Raw genomic sequence first — 19471 nt, forward strand, 5'->3', positions numbered from 1 at the left:
TTCACGGAACTACTTCTGGAGCACCGTCAGGTCCTCCTCCGTCCGCGGTACGGCGACCGTGCCGCGGTCGGCCGGGAGGGTCTGCACGGTGAAGCCGGGGAGGCCGTCGACCGAGGCCGTCAGGGTGCGGGAGGCGTAGACGGGGGTGGCGGTGAGGGGTTCCACGGTGAGGGCGTAGGTGCCCTTCAGGCCCGCGGGCACGGGGAGTTGGACGTCCTGGGTGGTGCCCGGCCTGATCGTGTACGTCTGGGAGGCGGCCGTTCCTCCCTCGCTGCCCGCGGAGGCGGTGACCTTGACCTTGGCCGCTCCGCTGGGGGCGGTCAAGGAGAGCGTGGTGCCCTTGGCGGTGTTGGCGACCACGGACGCGCGCGTGCCGACGGGGCCGCTGGCGGGGAGGTACGCCGACTCCTGCTTGTCGCCCTTGCCGCGCACGATCCGTACCGCCGCGACGACCGGCACCGACTGGTCGGTGGGGGTCAGCACGAGCGAGCCGGCCTCCCCGCGTGTGACGTCGCCCAGGTCGACGGCGGTCGTCATGCCCGCCTTGACGTGCAGGGTCTCCTTGCCGGCCGGGGTGATCAGCCCGGAGGGGGAGGCGAGTTGGACCTTCAGGTCGGCGTCGGCGTCGGCCGCGGTGAAGGCGACGAGGCGGACGGCGGTGGCGTCCTTGGGGATGCCGGGGACGACCAGGCTGCCCGCCGGGTCGGTGGACGCGGCCAGCCAGTCGCCGCCGAGCTTGTCGTCGAGGGCCTGGACGGCCGCGCCGACGCGTCCGCTGCGGACGTTGACATGGACGGTGAGGTCGTCCTGCTTCTCGCCGGTGAGCGTGGACAGCAGGATCGGCACGCTGGACTCCGCCGGGACGGTGATGTCCTCCCCCACGGTGGTCGCGATGGCCCCGTCCTTGCCGTACAGCTCGATGTCGGCGACGGCTGCGGAGTCGTCGGGGTTGGTGAGGTGGAGGTAGTCCGTGCGGTCGGCGGCCGTGCTGACGCCCGGGAACCAGAAGTCGGTGTCCGGGGCGGTGCAGGTGACGCCGAGCAGGCCGCGGCCGGTGCCGGCGGCGACCTGCGTGGTCTCCTGGAGCGTCCAGCCGGGCGCGAACTTGCCCTGCGCGGTGCCCATCAGCGCGGGCGAGCCGCCGCCGGTGGTGTCGCCGGAGGCGGGTGTGCCGGGCGCCTTGGGCGTGAGGACGGGCTTGGCCGGGGTCTTCTTCTTGTCGTCGGCGCCGCCCGCGGCGGCGTTCTTCCCCGCGGTGGCGGGCCGTAGTTCGGCCGTACCGTCGCTTCCGGTGCCCTTGGTGACGGGCGTGAACGACGTGTACGTCGTCTCGGCGAGGTCGGAGGTGCTGGGCGCCGGGCAGAGCAGGCTGGAGCGCTCCACGGGCAGGACGCCGGCCGCCGTGGCGGCGGTGCCGGCGCCGGGGGCGGCCGGCTGGGTGAGCGTGGCGAACCCGGTGACGGCGGCGAGCGCGGCCGTGCCGGCGATCAGGGAGAGGGTGGTGCGCTTCACTGCTGGCTCCCGTCGGGGCGCTCACTGCCGGTGCCGTGGGTGTTCCGGTGCGGGTCGTGCAGGTCGTGCGGATCGTGTGCGGGGCCGTAGCCGCCCTGGTCGTAGGCCGAGGGGTCGTAGCCCTGCTGGTAGGCGGGGTCGTAGGCGGCCTGCCGGCCGTCCTGGGGGCCGTAGCCGTACGGGTCGTAGGGGCCGGCCTGGTAGGGGTCGTAGGGCTGCTGGTCGTAGCCGCCCGCCGGGTACTGCTGCTGGGCTGCCCGGTACTGCTGCTCGTCGCCGTAGCCGCCGTACGGGGCGTTCGCGTGGGTGGGCGCGTCCCAGTCGGCGTAGGAGGTCTGCTGGGGCACGGCGACCGGGGTGTCCGGGGCCGTCTGCGGATCCTCTAGCGGGACGGGCGGGACGGGCGGTGCGCTCTCGGACTGGGCGGCTTCCTCGGCCACGGCTTCGGCCTCGGCCTGGGCGCGCAGGCGGCGGGCGCGGCGGCCCTCGCCGTCGGCGGCGGCCTCGGGCTGGGGCTCCTCCTCGGGGAGGTCGTCGTCGACGTCGCGGCGGCGGCCGGGCAGGGCGAGGACGACGAGGACGAGGGCGAGGGCGCCCTGCGCCCACAGCCACGCGGTGTGGGTGAACGGGTCGTCGTAGGTGATGTCCAGCTTGCCGCCGGTGGCGGGGAGTTCGAAGCCCTGGGCCCAGCCGTCGACGGTGGTGCGGGTGAGGGGCTTGCCGTCGAGGGTGGCGGTCCATCCGTCGGCGACGGCGTCGGCCAGGCGCAGGATCCGGCCGTCGTCGCCGTCCGGGATGGTGGTGTGGACGTCGACGGGTCCGGCGGCGACCGGGATCGGTGTGCCCTTGCCGGACTCGGTGACGATCGCCGCGCGGGAGACGTCGTGGTCGACCCACCACAGGGCGCTGCCGGCCTGCTGGCTGAGCCGGGACAGCCCGGGTGTGGCGTCCAGGACGCGGGCGACCTCGCGGGGCGCGCCCTTCTGGACGAGGACGTAGCGCACGGCGAACTTGCCGAGCTGGTCGGCCTGGTCGGCGCCGGAGCCGGCGACGAGGTTGGCGACGACCTTGTCCAGGTCGGCGTTCTCGCCGTCGGCGGCGGCGAGTTCGGCGTCGCCGAGGCGGGCGCCGGAGCCGCGGACCAGTGTGTAGCCGACGTGGGCGGCGGAGTCGCTGTCGAGGACGAGGGTGCGGGCCTGGTCGCGGGAGTTGCCCTCCTCGGCGACGAACGCGGGCACCTGGACGGGGTCGCGGCGCTCCAGCGGGCCGTCGGCGCCGGCGAGCATCCAGCCGGCGGCGACGAGGAGGGGGCCCGCGGCCGAGGCGAAGGCGATGAGGGCGGCGACCGGCTGTCGCCAGCCGAAGCTCTGCTCGGCGACACGCGCGCGTGCGCCGTCGGCGCCGAGGACGGCGGCGGCGAGCAGGGCGATGCCGTAGACGAGGGTGGCGGGGCCGGCCCACGCGGAGCGGTTGGCCAGGACCGCGAAGACGAGGCCGACCAGGGCGACCGCCCACGCGGTTCGGATGCCGGACTGGCGCTCCGAGCGCAGCAGGGCGGCCAGCGCGGCCAGGACGACGCCGATGAGCATCAGTCCGTCGACGGTGCCGGGCCCGCCGGGGCTCGCGCCGAGCAGGTCGGTGGCGGTGGCCGAGGAGGGGCCGTATTCGAGGCCCGCCTCGGTGAAGAAGCCGAACGGGAGCAGGGTCAGCGACCAGGGCGCGAGGATCAGCAGCGGGGTGCCGGCCTGGGCGAGGAAGCGGGGGCCGTAGGCGAGGAGTTCGGTGCGGCGCACGGCCAGCACGGCGAGGCCGAGGATCAGGGCGATGGGCCAGACGATCGGCGTGAACGCGGTGGTGATCGTCAGCAGCAGCGCGTAGGCCCAGGTCGCGCGCCAGCTGCCGCGCGCGCCGGAGGAGTTGGCGAGGCCGCTCGCGGCGATGCCCGCGCGCGCGATGAGCGGCAGCAGGACGGCGAGGACGGCGGTGCCGATGCGGCCGCCGGCGAGGGCGCCGGTGGCGGCGGGCAGGAAGGCGTAGACGACGGCGCCCCAGGCGCGCAGCAGCCGGGACTCGACGAGGGGGCGGGAGGCGAAGTAGGCGGTGAAGCCGGCCAGCGGCACCGAGCCGACCAGCAGGACGGTGACGGCGAGTCCTGTCGAGCCGAACAGCAGGGAGGCCAGGAGCGCGACGATCGCGAGGTAGGGGGGTGCCGACGGGGTGCCGCCGGCGCCGACCGGGTGCCAGGCGTCCAGGTAGCGCGACCAGAGGTCGGAGGCGTCGGCCGGGGCGGGCAGCAGGGCGCCGCCCGCGAGCGCGCCGCCGCCGAGGAGGTTGCGGCAGGCGACGAGGGAGACCAGCAGCAGCACCAGGAAGAGCACCGGGCCGGGTTTGCGGGCGATGCGCTTGAGGCGGGCGAACTGCTCGACTTCCAGGAAGTCGGCGTCGTCGCCGCCGGGTCCGGACTCGATGGCGCCGCCGTGCCGGCCGGCGCCGCCGGGGTTCTCGGGGTCGGAGGCGCCGAAGAGGTCGCCGGCGACCTGTTCGACGGTGGCGCGGACGGTCGCTCCGGGCGGCGGGAACAGCGCGCGCAGTTCGTCCTTGTCGATCTGCGGCCGGCCGCGGCCGCGCCGTCCGGCGATGATCCTTTCGGGCCGCAGCAGGGTGCCCAGGAGGCCGCGGATCTCGTCGACGGCCTGTCCGGGGACCTTGCCGACGAGGTAGGCGACGGTCCGTGTGAGCGTGCCGAGGACCAGGCGCAGCAGGATCCAGGGCAGTTGGGCGGTGCGGCTGTTGACGAGGAGGGTGTAGACGGCGCCGGCCTTGTCGACCTTGTGCGGGGAGGCCGTGGTGCGGCCGGCGCAGTCGACGGCGCGCCGCTCGCGGGAGGCGGCCTCGGCGTGCCGTACGACGGCGTCGGGGGCGACGAGGACGCGGTGGCCGGCGGCGGTGGCGCGCCAGCACAGGTCGACGTCGTCGCGCATGAGGGGCAGTCGGCGGTCGAAGCCGCCGAGTTCCTCGAAGACGTCGCGGCGGACGAGCATGCCGGCGGTGGACACCGAGAGCACGGGGCGGACGTGGTCGTGCTGGCCCTGGTCCTGTTCGCGGCGGTCCAGGCCGGTCCAGCGGCGGCCGGAGTGGGCGATGGTGACGCCGACCTCCAGGAGCTGGCGGCGGTCGTACCAGCCGCGCAGCTTGGGGCCGACGACGGCCACGTCGTCGCGGCCGAGTTCGAGTTCGTTGTCGACGACGCGCAGGAGTTCGGCGAGGGCGTCGGGTTCGGGGGCGCAGTCGTCGTGCAGGAGCCACAGCCACTGGACGGGCTCTCCGTGCGGGAGCTCGGGGAGGTCGTAGGCGTCGTCGCGCCAGGTGCGCGTGGCGGGGTCCCAGCCGCTGGGGCGCTTGAGGTAGGGCAGTTCCTCGGGGGTGAGGTGCGCGGCGGTGCGGTGGGCCTCCTCGACGGCCTGGCCGAAGCCGGTGCGGCGGGCGAGGTGGAGCACGCGGTCGGGGCCGAGGGCGTCGGTGACCAGTTGGGCGGAGGCGTCGGCGCTGCCGGTGTCGGCGGCCATGACGGCCTGGACGGGGCGCTCCTGGCCGAGCAGCCCGGCGAGCGCGTCGGGCAGCCAGCGGGCGCCGTCGTGGGAGACGAGGACCGCGGTCACCACATGACGCGGGAACTCTGGTGTGGCAGCGTCGCGTTGGGCTGCCGTGTGGCTGTGCACGGACATCGAGGTACGGGCCCCGGTTCGATGGACTGCGGTGGACGCCTGTGCCGTGTGGGGGCGGCTGGGCGTTCGGACGAGCGACCACACTATCGGCTGGGCATGAGGACGGCCCGCCGCCTGTGGATAACCCACCGGCGACGGGCCGTTCGCGATCTTCCCGCTGGGGGAGGCGGGCCGTCCGCTCAGACGGCCGCCTTCTTCAGTCTGCGGCGTTCCCGCTCGGACAGACCGCCCCAGATGCCGAAGCGTTCGTCGTTGGCGAGGGCGTATTCGAGGCACTCGGAGCGGACCTCGCACGCGAGGCAGACCTTCTTCGCCTCACGGGTGGAACCGCCCTTCTCAGGGAAGAAGGACTCGGGGTCGGTCTGGGCGCACAGTGCGCGCTCCTGCCAGCCGAGTTCCTCGCCCGCGTCGTCGACCAGCAGTTGCTGCACCAGCTCGGTCATGTGCGCCCCTCGCTCTGTCTCTCGCGTCCCCGTGACGTGGCCGTTACCGATGTCGGCTGAACGACACGAGTGAAATTACAAGTGTGCTGCTCCGGGCGAGTCAAGCTGAGATCTGCTATTGGGCCCCTTATTCACTCTGCGGAACCAAGGCCATGCGGTAAGTGTTCAAATCGGCATAAACCTTGACACGCAGCAGAGGCCCGGCGGGCACCCGGCCCGCGCAACGCCTGCACGAGGGAGGACGCCCAGGGGTTCGATCCCGTTCCGACACGCGCGCGAGAAGCGAACCGGATCACAGTCGGATCACGGGATCACCACGAGGCTTGCGCGCCCGGCATGTGCGCCATGTGTCCCGGTGAGGGCATGCACAAACCTTTCACCTTCCAGATGAACCTGATGAGGTGAACCCGTCCCGGATGGCGGCCGCCGAGTTGACACCGGGAGTGTGAACCGGTGTCCTTGTGGGCATGCTCGCGAACTTGGCACTCACCTCGACCCGCACCGCCGGGTCCCACGGTGCTGCCCGCGCTCGCTGTAGCTGTTGTTGCCGTTCCGGCTGTTGAGCCCAACGCGCTCCGGCCGTTCCTGAGTCCACAGCGACTCGGCTGCTCGTTCCCACGCCCGCACCCGGGCATCCCTGCCGCCCGTGACCCGGGCGGACGGCACGCGACACCAGCCCCCCCCACTCCTTCCGCCGAGGAACCACCGCACCCCATGAACAGCGACAACGACCTCCAGATCGCCGGCGACATCCTCGAAGTACCGCACCTCCTCCAGGCGCCCCGCGAGCACCCGGCCACCGTCGCCGAGTTCGTCGGCCTGGCCCGCTCCATCGCCGCCGACCGCTCCCAGTGGGAGCACCTCGTGGAGTACGACGCGACGACCCGCTGGTACCACCGGCTGCGCACCGGCCCCGGCTACGAGGTGTGGCTGCTGTCCTGGGTGCCCGGACAGGGCAGCGGGGTGCACGACCACGGCCGCTCCTCCGGTGTGCTGACCGTCCTGGACGGCACGCTGACCGAGCGCACGGAGCGCGGCACGCGCGTGATGGGGGCGGGGGCGCAGCGGGTGTTCGCGCCGGGCTACGCGCACGAGGTCGCCAACGACGCGCTGGAGCCGGCGGTCAGCCTGCACGTCTACTTCCCGGGCCTGACCGAGATGCCCATGCACACCGCCCCCTACTGCGAGGGGCGTCGCGGCGAGGACCTCAGCGAGGCAGCCGCCGTCACCGCCTGACCGCGACCGCTCGCGGACGGGAGCCGACGACCGGCCACCGCGCGCCGCGTTGTCGTACCCGCCTGCGAGACTTCCCCCATGCGCATTGTGGTTCTGGCAGGCGGCATCGGCGGTGCCCGGTTCCTGCGCGGTCTGAAGCGGGCCGTGCCGGACGCGGACATCACGGTCATCGGCAACACCGGGGACGACATCCACCTCTTCGGGCTGAAGGTGTGCCCCGACCTCGACACGGTGATGTACACGCTCGGCGGCGGCATCAACGAGGAGCAGGGCTGGGGGCGGGCCGACGAGGCCTTCCACGTCAAGGAGGAGCTCGCGGCCTACGGCGTCGGGCCCGAGTGGTTCGGGCTGGGCGACCGGGACTTCGCCACGCACATCGTGCGGACGCAGATGCTCGGCGCCGGATACCCGCTGAGCGCGGTGACCGAGGCGCTGTGCGACCGGTGGAAGCCCGGCGTGCGGCTGATCCCGATGACCGACGACCGGGTCGAGACCCATGTCGCCGTCGAGGTCGACGGGGAGCGCAAGGCGGTCCACTTCCAGGAGTACTGGGTCCGGCTGCGGGCCTCCGTGCCGGCCGAGGCGATCGTGCCCGTCGGCGCCGAGCAGGCCAAGCCCGCCCCGGGGGTCCTGGAGGCGATCGCGGCGGCGGACGTCGTCCTCTTCCCGCCGTCCAACCCGGTCGTGTCGGTCGGCACGATCCTCGCCGTGCCCGGCGTCCGCGAGGCGATCGCCGAGGCCGGGGCCCCGGTGGTGGGCCTCTCCCCCATCGTCGGGGACGCGCCCGTGCGCGGCATGGCCGACAAGGTGCTGGCGGCGGTCGGCGTGGAGTCGACGGCCGCGGCGGTCGCCGAGCACTACGGCGCGGGACTCCTCGACGGCTGGCTCGTGGACAGCGTGGACGCGGGCGCCGTCGAGCGGGTCGAGGCCGCCGGGATCCGCTGCCGGGCCGTGCCGCTGATGATGACCGACGTCGAGACGACCGCGCGGATGGCCCGCGAGGCGCTCACGCTGGCGGAGGAGGTGCGGGGCGCGTGACCGCGGAAGACACGACCGGCGGCTACCGGGTCTGGGCCGTGCCCGGACTGCCCGAGGTGCGGACCGGGGACGACCTCGCCAAGCTGATCGCCACCGCCGAGCCCGGCCTCGTCGACGGGGACGTGCTGCTGGTGACGTCGAAGATCGTCTCCAAGGCGGAGGGGCGGATCGTCCAGGCGGAGGACCGGGAGGCCGCCGTCGACGCCGAGACCGTCCGGGTCGTCGCGCGGCGCGGGGCGCTGCGGATCGTGGAGAACCGGCAGGGCCTGGTGATGGCCGCGGCCGGCGTCGACGCCTCCAACACCCCCGCCGGGACGGTGCTGTTGCTGCCCGAGGACCCGGACGCCTCCGCGCGCGCGATCCGCGAAGGACTGCGGGACGCCCTCGGCGTCAGCGTCGGCGTCGTCGTCACCGACACGTTCGGGCGACCCTGGCGCGCGGGGCTCACGGACGTCGCCATCGGCGCCGCCGGCGTACGCGTGCTGGACGATCTGCGCGGCGGCACGGACGCGCACGGCAACCCGCTGAGCGCGACCGTCGTCGCGACGGCGGACGAACTGGCCGCCGCGGGCGACCTGGTGAAGGGCAAGGCCGCCGGGCTGCCGGTGGCCGTCGTGCGCGGGCTGCCCCATGTGATCGCCGACGACGGCGAGGGCGCGCGGGCCATGGTGCGCGGCGCGCGCGACGACATGTTCCGGCTCGGCACCTCGGAGGCGGTGCGGCTCGCGGTCACCCAGCGGCGCACCGTGCGCGCCTTCACCGACGAACCCGTCGACCCCGGGGCGGTCCGGCGGGCCGTGGCGGCGGCGGTCACCGCGCCCGCGCCGCACCACACGACGCCGTGGCGGTTCGTGCTGCTGGAGTCGCGGGAGTCCCGGGTCCGGCTGCTGGACGCGATGCGGGACGCGTGGATCGCGGACCTGCGGCGGGACGGCAAGTCCGAGGAGTCGATCGCCAAGCGCGTGCGGCGCGGGGACGTGCTGCGCAACGCGCCCTACCTGGTCGTGCCGTGCCTGGTCATGGACGGGTCGCACACCTACGGCGACGCGCGGCGCGACGGGGCCGAGCGGGAGATGTTCGTCGTGGCGACCGGGGCGGGCGTGCAGAACCTCCTGGTCGCGCTGGCCGGGGAGCGGCTGGGGTCCGCGTGGGTGTCGTCGACGATGTTCTGCCGGGACGTGGTGCGGGAGGTGCTGGAGCTGCCGCGCGCGTGGGATCCGATGGGGGCGGTGGCGGTAGGGCATCCGGCGGAGGAGCCGAGGGCCCGGCCGGAGCGGGACGCGGCGGCGTTCGTGGAGGTGCGGTGAGCCCCGGCCGGCCGGGGCTCGGCCGACGGCGGGGGCGGGAGCCGGTTTCGTCGCGGGGCGGGGGCGTTCCTCCGTCGCGGGTGCGCCTACTCTCGTAGGGTCCCTTCCGCTCCCTCCTCGCGGAGGAGCCACTCCGCTTCCCCGGGAACCCATCCGTGTCTGGACGATTCGATCCCCGGCCCACGCGTACGACCGTGCGCGGCGGGCATGTCGGCGTGCCGCCCGCGGGCGTGCCCCGGCAGGCCGGGCCCGCGTCCGGTCGGGTGCGGACGTGGACGCCGGAGGGGCCGGTCGATCTCGGGCTGGTGCTGGGGCCGCTGCGCAGAGGGCCCGGGGATCCGACGTTCCGCACCACGCCGGACGGGTCGGTGTGGCGGGCCACTCTGACGCCCGCCGGGCCGGGCACCCTGCGGGTCTCCGTGGCGGCGGGCGGCGGGGCCGTACGCGGGGAGGCCTGGGGGCCCGGGGCCGAGTGGCTGCTGGAGCGGCTGCCGGACCTGCTCGGGGCCGCCGACGACCCGGACGCGTTCACGCCCCGGCACCGGGTCGTGGCGATGGCGCGGCACCGGCGGCCGGGGCTGCGGCTGACGCGGACCGGGCTGGTGCTGGAGTCGCTGATCCCGTCGGTCCTGGAGCAGAAGGTCACCACCGACGAGGCCTACCGGGCGTGGCGGCTGCTGGTGCGCAAGTTCGGGGAGCCCGCGCCGGGGCCCGTGGACGGGCGGATGTGGGTGATGCCCTCGCCTCGGACGTGGGCGCTGATCCCGTCCTGGGAGTGGCACCGGGCCGGCGTCGACGACAAGCGGGCGTCGACGATCCTGCGGGCGGTGCGGGTCGCGCGGCGTCTGGAGGAGGCCGTCGGGATGGAACCCGGGGCCGCGCAGGCGCGGTTGGAGGTCGTGCCGGGGATCGGGCCGTGGACGTCTGCGGAGACGGTGCAGCGCAGTCATGGGGCGGCGGACGCGGTGACCGTGGGGGACCTGCATCTGCCGGGGATCGTGGGGTTCGCGCTGGCGGGGGATCGGGGGGCGGACGACTCGGTGATGCTGGAGCTGCTGGAGCCTTATGCGGGGCAGCGGCATCGGGCGGCTCGGTTGATTCTGTTGAGCGGGCGGGTGCCGGGGCGGCGGGCGCCGCGGATGCGGAAGACGGACATCGGGTTGTTGTGAGGGTGCCGGTTCGGCGGGGGGGTTTTCGCCCCCGCCGCCCCTACCCTTCCCGTACCTGGGGGGCTGGCGCCCCCCAGACACCCCGCTTCGGCCCTGGACGGGCCTTGTCCTCGAACTCCCCCAGAGGGGGACCCCCAGACGGGCTCACTGGTCCGAGGAGAAGCGGACCGCTCCTGCTGGGATCTTCGCGTCGCACCAGATCCTCGCGCCGTCGCGGAGTTCGTTGTCCGGGCCCACCACCGCGCCGTCGCCGATGACCGTGCCGGTGAGGACGGAGCGTTCGCCCACTCGGGCGCGGGCGCCGATCAGGGAGTCGGTGATGACCGCGCCGGGTTCGATGACCGCGCCGGGCAGGATCGTCGAGCCGAAGACGCGCGCGCCCTCCGCGACGAAGGCGCCCTCGCCGACCACCGTGCCGCCGGTCAGCTTCGCGTCGGGTGCGACCGTCGCCGTCGGCAGGATCAGGCGGTCGCCGCAGCGGCCGGGCAGCGCGGGGGACGGCGCGCGGCCCAGGACCAGGTCGGCCGAGCCGCGGACGAAGGCCGCGGGCGTGCCCAGGTCCAGCCAGTACGTGGAGTCGACCATCCCCTGGAGGTGGGCGCCGGCCTCGAGCAGGTCGGGGAACGTCTCGCGCTCCACCGACACCGGTCGGCCGAGCGGGATCGTGTCGATGACCGAGCGGCGGAAGACGTACGCGCCCGCGTTGATCTGGTCGGTGACGATCTCCTCGGGCGTCTGGGGCTTCTCCAGGAAGGCCAGCACCTTGCCCGAGTCGTCGGTGGGGACCAGGCCGTAGGCGCGCGGGTCCGTCACCTTGGTCAGGTGCAGGGAGACGTCCGCGGCGGTCGCCTCGTGGGTGGAGACCAGCCGGCGGATGTCGAGGCCGGTGAGGATGTCGCCGTTGAAGACGAGCACCGGGTCGTCGGGGCCCGAGTGCAGCCGGGACGCGACGTTGCGGATCGCGCCGCCCGTGCCGAGGGGCTCCTCCTCGGTGACGTACTCGATGTGGAGGCCCATCGACGAGCCGTCGCCGAAGTACGGTTCGAAGACCTCCGCCAGATAGCTCGTCGCGAGGACGATGTGCTCCACGCCCGCCGCTCTAGCCCGCGCCAGTTGGTGCGTCAGGAACGGCACCCCCGCTGCCCTGACCATCGGTTTGGGCGTGTGCACCGTGAGGGGGCGCAGCCGGGTGCCCTTGCCGCCGACCAGGAGGATCGCTTCTGTCACCTTCGTCTCTGCTTCCTGCCGGGACCGGCCGAACTGTCTTTCGGCCGGCCAGTGTATGCAGACCGTCGTGCGGCAACTTCGACGGACTTGCGTCCGCACGGGTCCGCCCGGACCGGGACCCCTGGAAGGGCCCGGCCCGGGCGTCCCGGATCGACCTCAGCGCCCCTGGTAGCGGGCCGCCGTCGTACGGGTCGAGCCGAGCTTGCCGTAGAGCTGCCGTCCTGGGCACTCCGTGGCGAAGCCGTCCCGGTGACCGGAGATCACGTTCAGTCGTACGTTCTTACCTTTTGCGTAGAGATTGCCACCTGCTGACTTCAGGTATGTCTTTCCGTTCGGATTGCCCCCGAAGAGACCCAACTTCCACGCCGTCAGACTGGCGACCGCCTTCACCGTCGCGGCGGACGGCTTGACGCTGGTGTAGGTGCCGATGGCGGCGATCCCCATGCTGTTGCTGTTGAAGCCGAGAGTGTGGGCGCCGAGGACCGCTTTCGTCACTCCCCCGGCGCGGCCCTCGTACAGGGTTCCGCACTTGTCGACGAGGAAGTTGTAGCCGATGTCCCGCCAGCCCATGCTCTTGACGTGGTAGCGGTAGATACCGCGGATGACGGACGGGGCCTGCGCGCAGGTGTAGTTGTTGCCCGACGCCGTGTGGTGGACGAAGGCCGCCTTGACCTTCGTCGTGTAGCGGAAGCCGCTCTCCCGCAGCGTCTCGTCGGCGCCCCAGCCGCGGCGGGTGACGATGCCCGGACGCGGGCCGATGTACGGCTTCGCCGCCCGCCGCCCCTCGGTGAGCGCGGGGGCGTAGAGGGCGCGGAGTTCGCGTTCGGTGGCCGCGCGGTCGAGCGCGGGCATCACGGTGGCCTCGGCCCCGACGCGCCGGGCCGCGGAAGCAGGTGCGGGGGCGGGGGTGCCCGGGTCGACCAGTTCCAGGCGCAGGCCCGAGGGGAGCGGAGCGGCCGACGCCGCGGTGCGGGCGCCCCGCGCGGTGTCCTCCGTGCGGTGCTCCGTCGCGGAGCTGACACGCAGTTCGACGCCGTTGGAATCGCCCACCCACAGCGGGGCGGTGGCGCCGCGGACCCGGTCCGAGGTGCGTTCGTCGGCGCCCGGGTCGGCGCCGTGGTCGGTGTTGTGGGTCTCCACGTCCTGCCAGCCGGACCAGGCGCCGGTCCTGACGTCGCGGGTGCGGACCTGGACCTGGCCGTGGAGTTCGGCGTCCGGGTCGTCCCAGACGATGCCGAGGAGGGAGAAGGGGCGTACGTCCCGGCGGGGCACGCCCTGTTGGGGGCCGGAACCGCCATGGGCGCGGTCGCGGGCGAGGGGGGTCAGGGGCAGCGACTGGGTGCTGCCGGGGAGCGGGGCGGCGAGGCTCGTGGCCCGGGCCGCGGCGGTCGCCGTCTCCGCGGTCGGCGCCGGTGGCGCCGTCACCGCGGTGGCGGACGGCGTCAACGGGAGGGCGAGGGACGCCGCGCAGGTGACACCGATCGAGGTAGCAAGCAATCCACGCATGCCACTGATGCTGGGCACAGCCGTACGGGCCCGCATGTCGGGGAGGTGACGGGCCGTCGGCTGCGTTCGGCCGAACCGGTGGCGTCGGGGCGGGTGTTCGCGCTGTGCGGCGCGTACGCTTGCGCGGGTGAACGCCACCGATCGCACCCCTGCCGACCTGCTGCGTTCCGCGCTCGCCGCGGATCCCGCGCGCCCGCTGGTGACCTTCTACGACGATGCCACCGGCGAACGGGTCGAATTGTCCGTGGCCACCTTCGCCAATTGGGTGGCCAAGACCTCGAACCTCCTCCAGGACGGTCTGTCCGTCGAGCCCGGCGACCGGGTCGCGCTGCTGCTGCCCGCGCACTGGCAGACGGCGGTGTGGCTGCTGGCGTGTTCGTCGGTCGGCGTGGTCGCGGACATGGCGGGCGATCCCGCGCGGGCGGACGTCGTCGTGGCCGGACCCGGTCACTTCGAGACGGGGCTGGCGTGCCGGGGAGAGCGGTACGCGCTGTCTTTGGCACCGCTCGGGCGGCGGTTCGTGCCGTCGCCTCCGGAGGGGTACGCCGACTACGCGGTGGACGTGCCGAGTCACGGCGACCGCTTCACGGCGTACGCGCCCGTGGACGCGGAGGAGCCGGCGCTGATCGTCGCCGGGGCGGAGTACACGGGGGCGGAACTGGTGGAGCACGCGCGCGGGGACGCGGGCGGGCTCGGTCTCACCGGGCCCGGGTCGCGGCTGCTGTCGGGGTTGTCGTACGACACCTGGGAGGGGTTGAGCGCGGGGCTGTACGCGCCGTTGGCCAGCGGGGGGTCCGTGGTGTTGTGCCGGAATCTGTCGCTGGCGGGGGAGGAGACGGTCGCGAAGCGGATCGAGAGCGAGCGGGTGACGGCGACCGCGCGGTAGCCTCCGGCGGCCTTGCGGTGATGGGTGCCGTGCCGTGCCGTCTGCCTCGGGCAAGGCGGGCAAGGGGCTCCGCCCCTTGAACCCCGCCAGGGGGCTCCACCCCCTGGACCCCGGACCTATGCCCACCCACCACCCGACTCGGATGGGTAGAGATTCACCCGTTCGGCTCACCCCCGCCCCGCACCCCTGCCCCCCGCGAGCCATCGTCGGAGAGTAGGGGTGCTCGCTTCTGCGGTCGGTTCGGGTTCGGTCGGGAGGAGGGGGTGGGCTTCGTGGGTGACAGGTCGGGTGTGGTCGGGCCGGGGGCGGGGGCGTCCGCTCATGGGGCGGGGCTGAGGCGGCGGCGTCGGCGGCGGTGGGCGCGGTTCGGGGCGGGGGCCGTCGGCGTGGTCGTCGTGGGGGCCGGGGTGGTGGGGTGGGTGGTGTACACGCTGCTCGACGGGAACATCACGCCCGACGAGGCCGCCGCCGCGGAACTCGCCCGGTACGAGAGCGAGCGGCCGACCTCGCTGGTGCGGGACGCCCGGAACATCCTGCTGATCGGGTCGGACTCGCGCTCGGGCGACGGCAACGACGCCTATGGGCGGGACTCCGGGACGGAGCGCTCGGACACGACGATCTTGCTGCATCTGGCCGCCGGGCGGCGCAGCGCGACGGCGGTGTCGATCCCGCGGGACCTGATGGTGGACGTGCCCGACTGCCGGCGGCGGAACGGTACGCGGACCGAGCCGGTGTTCGCGATGTTCAACCAAGCGTTCCAGACGGGTGGCTCCGCCTGCACCATCCGGACGGTGGAGAAGCTGACGGGGATCCGGATCGACCACCACGTCGTCGTCGACTTCAGCGGGTTCAAGGAGATGGTGGAGGCGATAGACGGGGTGCAGGTGTGCCTGAAGGAGCCCATCCACGACAAGGCGGCCAGGCTGTGGCTGCCCGCGGGCCGGGTGACGCTCGACGGCGAGCAGGCCCTCGGGTACGTGCGCGCCCGCAAGTCGCTCGGCGACGGCAGCGACACCGACCGCATGGAGCGGCAGCAGCGGTTCCTCGGGGCGCTCGTCAACAAGGTGCGGAGCAACGACGTCCTGCTGAATCCGGCGAAGCTGTATCCGGTCCTGGACGCGGCGACGTCGTCCCTCACCACCGACCCGGATCTGGCGAGCCTGCGCGGACTCTACGCACTCGTGCGCGGCCTTCGCGACATTCCCACCGAACGTGTGCAATTCCTGACCGTTCCCCGGGAGTCGTACGCGAACAACGCCAATCGCGACCAGCTCGTGGAGCCCGAGGCGGAGAAACTGTTCGAACGGCTGCGCAGAGACGCTCCGGTGTCCATCGCACAGAAAGCCGCCGGGAAAGCCGTCGGGAAAGCCGCCCAGGGGTCCGTCGGGAGCGGCCGGAATTCCACCCCTGCGGAGTCGTACGACTACGGTGCGCACCGGTCGCCGTCGCCGCCCGCGCCCACGTTCAGCGGGAACACCGCCGCCGAGGACGTCTGCGCCTGAGCGGGCCGAACGTGTCGGGGTGGTAAAGCGCTTGCCAAGTGCGGCGGTTCCACGAACTCCAGTTCAAGGAAATGGAACGAATTGCCCGGTTGTAGGGACGTGGAATTTGTCACCGTCGTCGCCCGACGCTGAACTGGACGGATAGTGTGAGCGATCCGGTGCACCGGGCCGGAGGACCGTCCTGGGATCGTGCACTGTGTGACCGTGACCCGAGCGCCTTTTGAGGGGGGAAGGCGCCGCGTGGCCCCGACGGAGGATTCGAGACAACCGTGGACGCGCAAGGCCGTGGGCGGGCGGACAACATCGATCCCGCAGACCAGTGGGTGCTCAATCCGAACACCGGCGAATACGAACTGCGACTGAACCATTCCGCACCGCAGTCGGCGGTTCCCGGGCCCCGCAGATCCGACTCCCGCGGCGCGGGAGCGACGGGCGCGGTCCGCGGCCGTACGGAGACGTCGGAGCGGGAGGCGCCGCAAGGACAGCTCCCGGGGCAGGTTCCCGGGCCGCGCCGGCGCCGAGGCGTGCCCGAGGAGCCGGCGATGCGGCGCGGGCGCCGGCCGGTGAAGAAGTCGAAGGCGAAGAAGGTCCTGCTGTGGACCGGCGGGACGATGGCCCTCGTCCTGGTGGGCACCGCGGGCGCGGCCTACCTGTATCTGGAGCACCTCAACGGCAACATCACGTCCCTCTCCGACGACGGCGCGAGCACCGGCGGCTTCAGCAAGGACAAGGCGATCAACCTGCTGCTGATCGGCACCGACAAGCGCACCGGGTCGGGCAACGAGGGCTACGGCGACGCGGGCAGCGCCGGCCACGCGGACACCACGATCCTGCTGCACGTCTCCAAGGACCGGACGAACGCGACCGCGCTGAGCATCCCGCGCGACCTGATCGTGGACGTCCCGGACTGCCAGACCGAGCAGGAGGACGGCTCCACCAAGGTCATCCCGGGCACCCGGGGCGCCCGCTTCAACACCAGCCTCGGCCAGGACGGCCGTACGCCGAGCTGCACCATGCGCACGGTGACGGAGCTGACCGGGATCACCCCGGACAACTTCATGGTGGCCGACTTCAACGCGGTCAAGACGCTGACCACGGCGGTCGGCGGGGTCGAGGTGTGTCTGGCCAAGGACATCGACGACCCGGACTCGCACCTGAAGCTCGCCAAGGGCACCCACACCATCGCGGGCGAGCAGGCGCTGGCCTATGTGCGCACCCGGCACTCGGTGGGCTTCGGCGGCGACCTGAGCCGGATCGGGATCCAGCAGCAGTTCCTCAGCTCGCTGATGCGCAAGCTGAAGTCGAACGACACCCTCACCAGCCCCACCAAGATGATCAAGCTGGCGGAGGCGGGCACCAAGGCGCTCACCGTCGACAGCCAGCTCGACAGCATCGACAAGCTGAAGGACCTGGGTCTGGAGCTGGGCAAGCTCAACACCAAGAACCTGACCTTCACCACCGTCCCGGTGATCGACAACCCGGCGGAAAAGGTGAAGGCGACCGTCGTCCTCAACGAGCAGACCGCCCCCACCGTCTTCCAGATGGTGCGCGACGACATCTCCTTCACCGAGGTCAAGCAGCAGGCGCAGGCCTCCAAGGACGCGGCGGCCGCGGCCGCGGCGGCCCGGCTCAAGGGCAGCCAGTCGGCGGCCTCCGAGGTGCGGGTGCAGGTCATGAACGGCGGGGCCCCGGCCGGCAGCGCGCAGGAGACCCTCACCTGGCTCCAGAACACGAAGGGCATCACGAAGTCCGAGAACGCGGGCAACGCCCCGCAGCAACTCAGCACGACGACGCTCGAGTACGCCCCCGACCAGGCGCCCCAGGCACGCAAGCTGGCCGCCGTCATGGGGCTCGCCGGGACCGCGCTGAAGCCAGGGAAGAGCGTCCAGAACGCCCAGGGTCTGCCGACGATGACACTGACGCTGGGCAAGGACTTCAAGGGCGCGGGCGTCTCGCTCACGGCTCCGGCGAAGGTGCCGGACTCGGTCCAGAAGTCCACCGCGGACAAGGTCGAGTGCGCCAAGTAGGTAACCCTGCGGGCCCGTCGTGCGTCTGACTTGACGCGGGACGGGCCCGTGTCAGGCGCAGGGCGGGGAGGCAGGGCAAGTGGCGCGGAGCAGTGTGCGGGGAAACACGGCTGAGGTCGAGGAGACGACGACGTCCACGGCAATTGGGGCGACGGCGGCCGACCAGGCCGCGGCGGCGGGCGACCGGGGGGCTGTCAAGGACGGCGACGAGGCTGCGGCGGGTGACCGCGACAGCGGCAGCGACGCGGCCGGGGACGGCCCCGCCAGGCCGGGCGCCGACGGCGGCGGCAGCGGTGACGGGGACAGCGGCGACGACGGCGACGGCGAGGGGCCCAGAGCCGGCCGCGGCCCCGACCGCAGACGGCGCAGACGGCGCGTGCTGCGCTGGTCGGCGACGCTCCTGGCGGTGGTCATACTCGGCGGCGCGGGGGCCGGATACCTCTACTACGAACACCTCAACGCCAACATCAAGAGCGACGACCTGAACCTGGGCGACGCCAAGGACCGCGCGGCCGAGCCGACGGCCAACGCCGCCGGACAGAAGCCGCTGAACATCCTGCTGATCGGCTCCGACGCCCGCAACACCGCCGAGAACCAGAAGCTCGGCGGCGCCAAGGACACCTTCGACGGCCCCCCGCTGGCCGACGTCCAGATGCTGCTGCACGTCTCGGCGGACCGCAGCAACATGTCGGTGATCAGCATGCCGCGCGACACCCTGCTCGACATCCCCAAGTGCACGGACCCCGACGACGGGCACGAGTACGGGGCGCTCCAGGACGAGATGACCAACAAGTCGCTGAGCCGCGGCGGACCGGGCTGCACCGTCGCCACCTGGGAGAAGCTCACCGACATCCACATCGACCACTTCATGATGATCGACTTCGCCGGGGTGGTGTCGATGGCCGACGCCATCGGCGGCGTCCCGGTGTGCGTGGACGCCAGCGTCTACTCGCACACCCGCGACGGCAAGGGCTCCGGCCTGCGGCTGCCGGAGGGCACCCACTCCGTCAAGGGCAAGCAGGCCCTCCAGTGGCTGCGCACCCGCTACGGCTTCGAGGACGACACCGACCTCGCCCGCGCCAAGGCGCAGCACATGTACATGAACTCGATGGTCCGCCAGCTGCGGTCCGAGGCGAAGCTGACCAACCCGAACTCGCTGCGCAGGCTCGCCGAGGCGGCCACGAAGGCGATCACCGTCGACGACGGCCTGGACAGCATCACCCGGATGTACGACCTGGCCGGCGAGCTCCAGAGGGTCCCCACCGAGCGCATCACCATGACGACGATGCCGAACCGCTACGCGGGCGCCCGCGTCGTGCCCACCGAGGACGCCGACAAGCTGTTCCGGCTGGTGCGCGAGGACATCGCCCTGGACGGCAAGGACGCCGCGAAGCCCGTCGTCACCGCGAGCCCCACGCCGACGGTCACGGACCCGGCCGCCGCGGACGGCGAGATCGCGGTGCAGGTCCACAACAGCTCCTCCACCGGCACGCGGGCCGCGGCGCGCGGACGGGCGTCCACGGTGACACAGCTGCTGATCGGCAAGGGCTTCGCCCGCGCCGTGGCGGACACCTCGGCGGCGACCGCCGAGCAGCGGACGGTGATCCGCTATCCGAGCGCCGACCTCCAGGGCGACGCCGAGCGGGTGGCGAAGGCCCTCGGCATCCCGGCGAGCCAGGTGAAGCGGTCCACCGACGTCTCCGGGATCACCCTCTTCGTGGGCGCGGACTGGCGCTCGGGCTCGACGTACGAGCCGGGGAAGGGCGAGGACGCCGCGAAGCCGAAGGAGGACGACACCACGCCGACGTCGGCGAAGGCGATGAACGCCGCCGACACCAGCCAGTGCATGCACGTGGACCCGGCCTACAGCTGGTAGCCCGGGTCCAGGGGGTC

Annotated in this window: 13 protein-coding genes; 8 read left to right on the forward strand and 5 right to left on the reverse strand. The window is 73.1% G+C overall.

Going from position 1 to position 19471, the window contains the following annotated elements; genetic code table 11:
- Positions 1–9: 9 nt before the first annotated feature.
- From ACFYX4_RS09760 to ACFYX4_RS09770, 3 genes are all read right to left on the reverse strand, one after another.
- Positions 10–1512, reverse strand: a complete 1503-nt coding sequence (locus ACFYX4_RS09760; RefSeq protein ID WP_389328746.1) for a DUF5719 family protein — start codon at positions 1510–1512, stop codon at positions 10–12.
- Complete coding sequence (locus ACFYX4_RS09765; RefSeq protein ID WP_389328750.1) at positions 1509–5237, reverse strand: glycosyltransferase; 3729 nt, start codon at positions 5235–5237, stop codon at positions 1509–1511. The genes ACFYX4_RS09760 and ACFYX4_RS09765 overlap by 4 nt, the downstream gene beginning before the upstream one ends.
- A 179-nt stretch (positions 5238–5416) precedes the next feature.
- Positions 5417–5680 carry a WhiB family transcriptional regulator gene (locus ACFYX4_RS09770; protein ID WP_030792866.1) on the reverse strand — a complete coding sequence of 88 codons (264 nt, stop codon included), beginning with the start codon at positions 5678–5680 and terminating at the stop codon, positions 5417–5419.
- Between the two features lie 714 nt (positions 5681–6394).
- Between ACFYX4_RS09770 and ACFYX4_RS09775 the strand changes: the two genes are divergently transcribed.
- The 4 genes from ACFYX4_RS09775 to ACFYX4_RS09790 all read left to right on the forward strand — a co-directional run bounded on the left by ACFYX4_RS09775 (position 6395) and on the right by ACFYX4_RS09790 (position 10430).
- Complete coding sequence (locus ACFYX4_RS09775) at positions 6395–6916, forward strand: cysteine dioxygenase (protein ID WP_389328753.1); 522 nt, start codon at positions 6395–6397, stop codon at positions 6914–6916.
- 78 nt (positions 6917–6994) lie between these two features.
- On the forward strand, positions 6995–7954 hold the full coding sequence (gene cofD, locus ACFYX4_RS09780; RefSeq protein ID WP_389328756.1) for a 2-phospho-L-lactate transferase: 960 nt from the start codon (positions 6995–6997) through the stop codon (positions 7952–7954).
- Positions 7951–9261 carry a coenzyme F420-0:L-glutamate ligase gene (locus tag ACFYX4_RS09785; protein WP_389328759.1) on the forward strand — a complete coding sequence of 437 codons (1311 nt, stop codon included), beginning with the start codon at positions 7951–7953 and terminating at the stop codon, positions 9259–9261. Before cofD ends, ACFYX4_RS09785 begins: the two co-directional genes overlap by 4 nt.
- 155 nt (positions 9262–9416) lie before the next feature.
- On the forward strand, positions 9417–10430 hold the full coding sequence (locus ACFYX4_RS09790; protein WP_389328762.1) for a DNA-3-methyladenine glycosylase family protein: 1014 nt from the start codon (positions 9417–9419) through the stop codon (positions 10428–10430).
- Positions 10431–10574: 144 nt separating this feature from the next.
- On the opposite strand, the gene ACFYX4_RS09795 is transcribed toward ACFYX4_RS09790, so the two are convergent.
- Both ACFYX4_RS09795 and ACFYX4_RS09800 read right to left on the reverse strand, forming a co-directional pair.
- Positions 10575–11657, reverse strand: coding sequence for a sugar phosphate nucleotidyltransferase (locus tag ACFYX4_RS09795; RefSeq protein WP_389328765.1), 1083 nt, complete (start codon positions 11655–11657; stop codon positions 10575–10577).
- A 156-nt stretch (positions 11658–11813) separates the two neighbouring features.
- Entirely contained in the window at positions 11814–13163 is a 1350-nt protein-coding gene (locus ACFYX4_RS09800) for a peptidoglycan recognition protein (RefSeq protein ID WP_389328768.1), read from the reverse strand.
- 127 nt (positions 13164–13290) lie between these two features.
- Here ACFYX4_RS09800 and ACFYX4_RS09805 point away from each other — a divergent pair, with 127 nt between their 5' ends.
- From ACFYX4_RS09805 to ACFYX4_RS09820, 4 genes are all read left to right on the forward strand, one after another.
- The gene (locus ACFYX4_RS09805; protein ID WP_389328771.1) at positions 13291–14049 is read left to right on the forward strand and encodes a TIGR03089 family protein; all 759 of its coding nucleotides are present in this window, start codon (positions 13291–13293) and stop codon (positions 14047–14049) included.
- A gap of 272 nt (positions 14050–14321) precedes the next feature.
- A complete protein-coding gene (locus ACFYX4_RS09810; RefSeq protein ID WP_389328774.1) occupies positions 14322–15551 on the forward strand; it encodes an LCP family protein in 1230 nt (409 codons plus the stop codon).
- Between the two features lie 269 nt (positions 15552–15820).
- Entirely contained in the window at positions 15821–17578 is a 1758-nt protein-coding gene (locus ACFYX4_RS09815; RefSeq protein ID WP_389328777.1) for an LCP family protein, read from the forward strand.
- Between the two features lie 79 nt (positions 17579–17657).
- Positions 17658–19454, forward strand: a complete 1797-nt coding sequence (locus ACFYX4_RS09820; RefSeq protein ID WP_389328779.1) for an LCP family protein — start codon at positions 17658–17660, stop codon at positions 19452–19454.
- Positions 19455–19471: the final 17 nt, after the last annotated feature.

The organism is Streptomyces sp. NPDC002328, assembly GCF_042890065.1.
Lineage (GTDB): Bacteria > Actinomycetota > Actinomycetes > Streptomycetales > Streptomycetaceae > Streptomyces.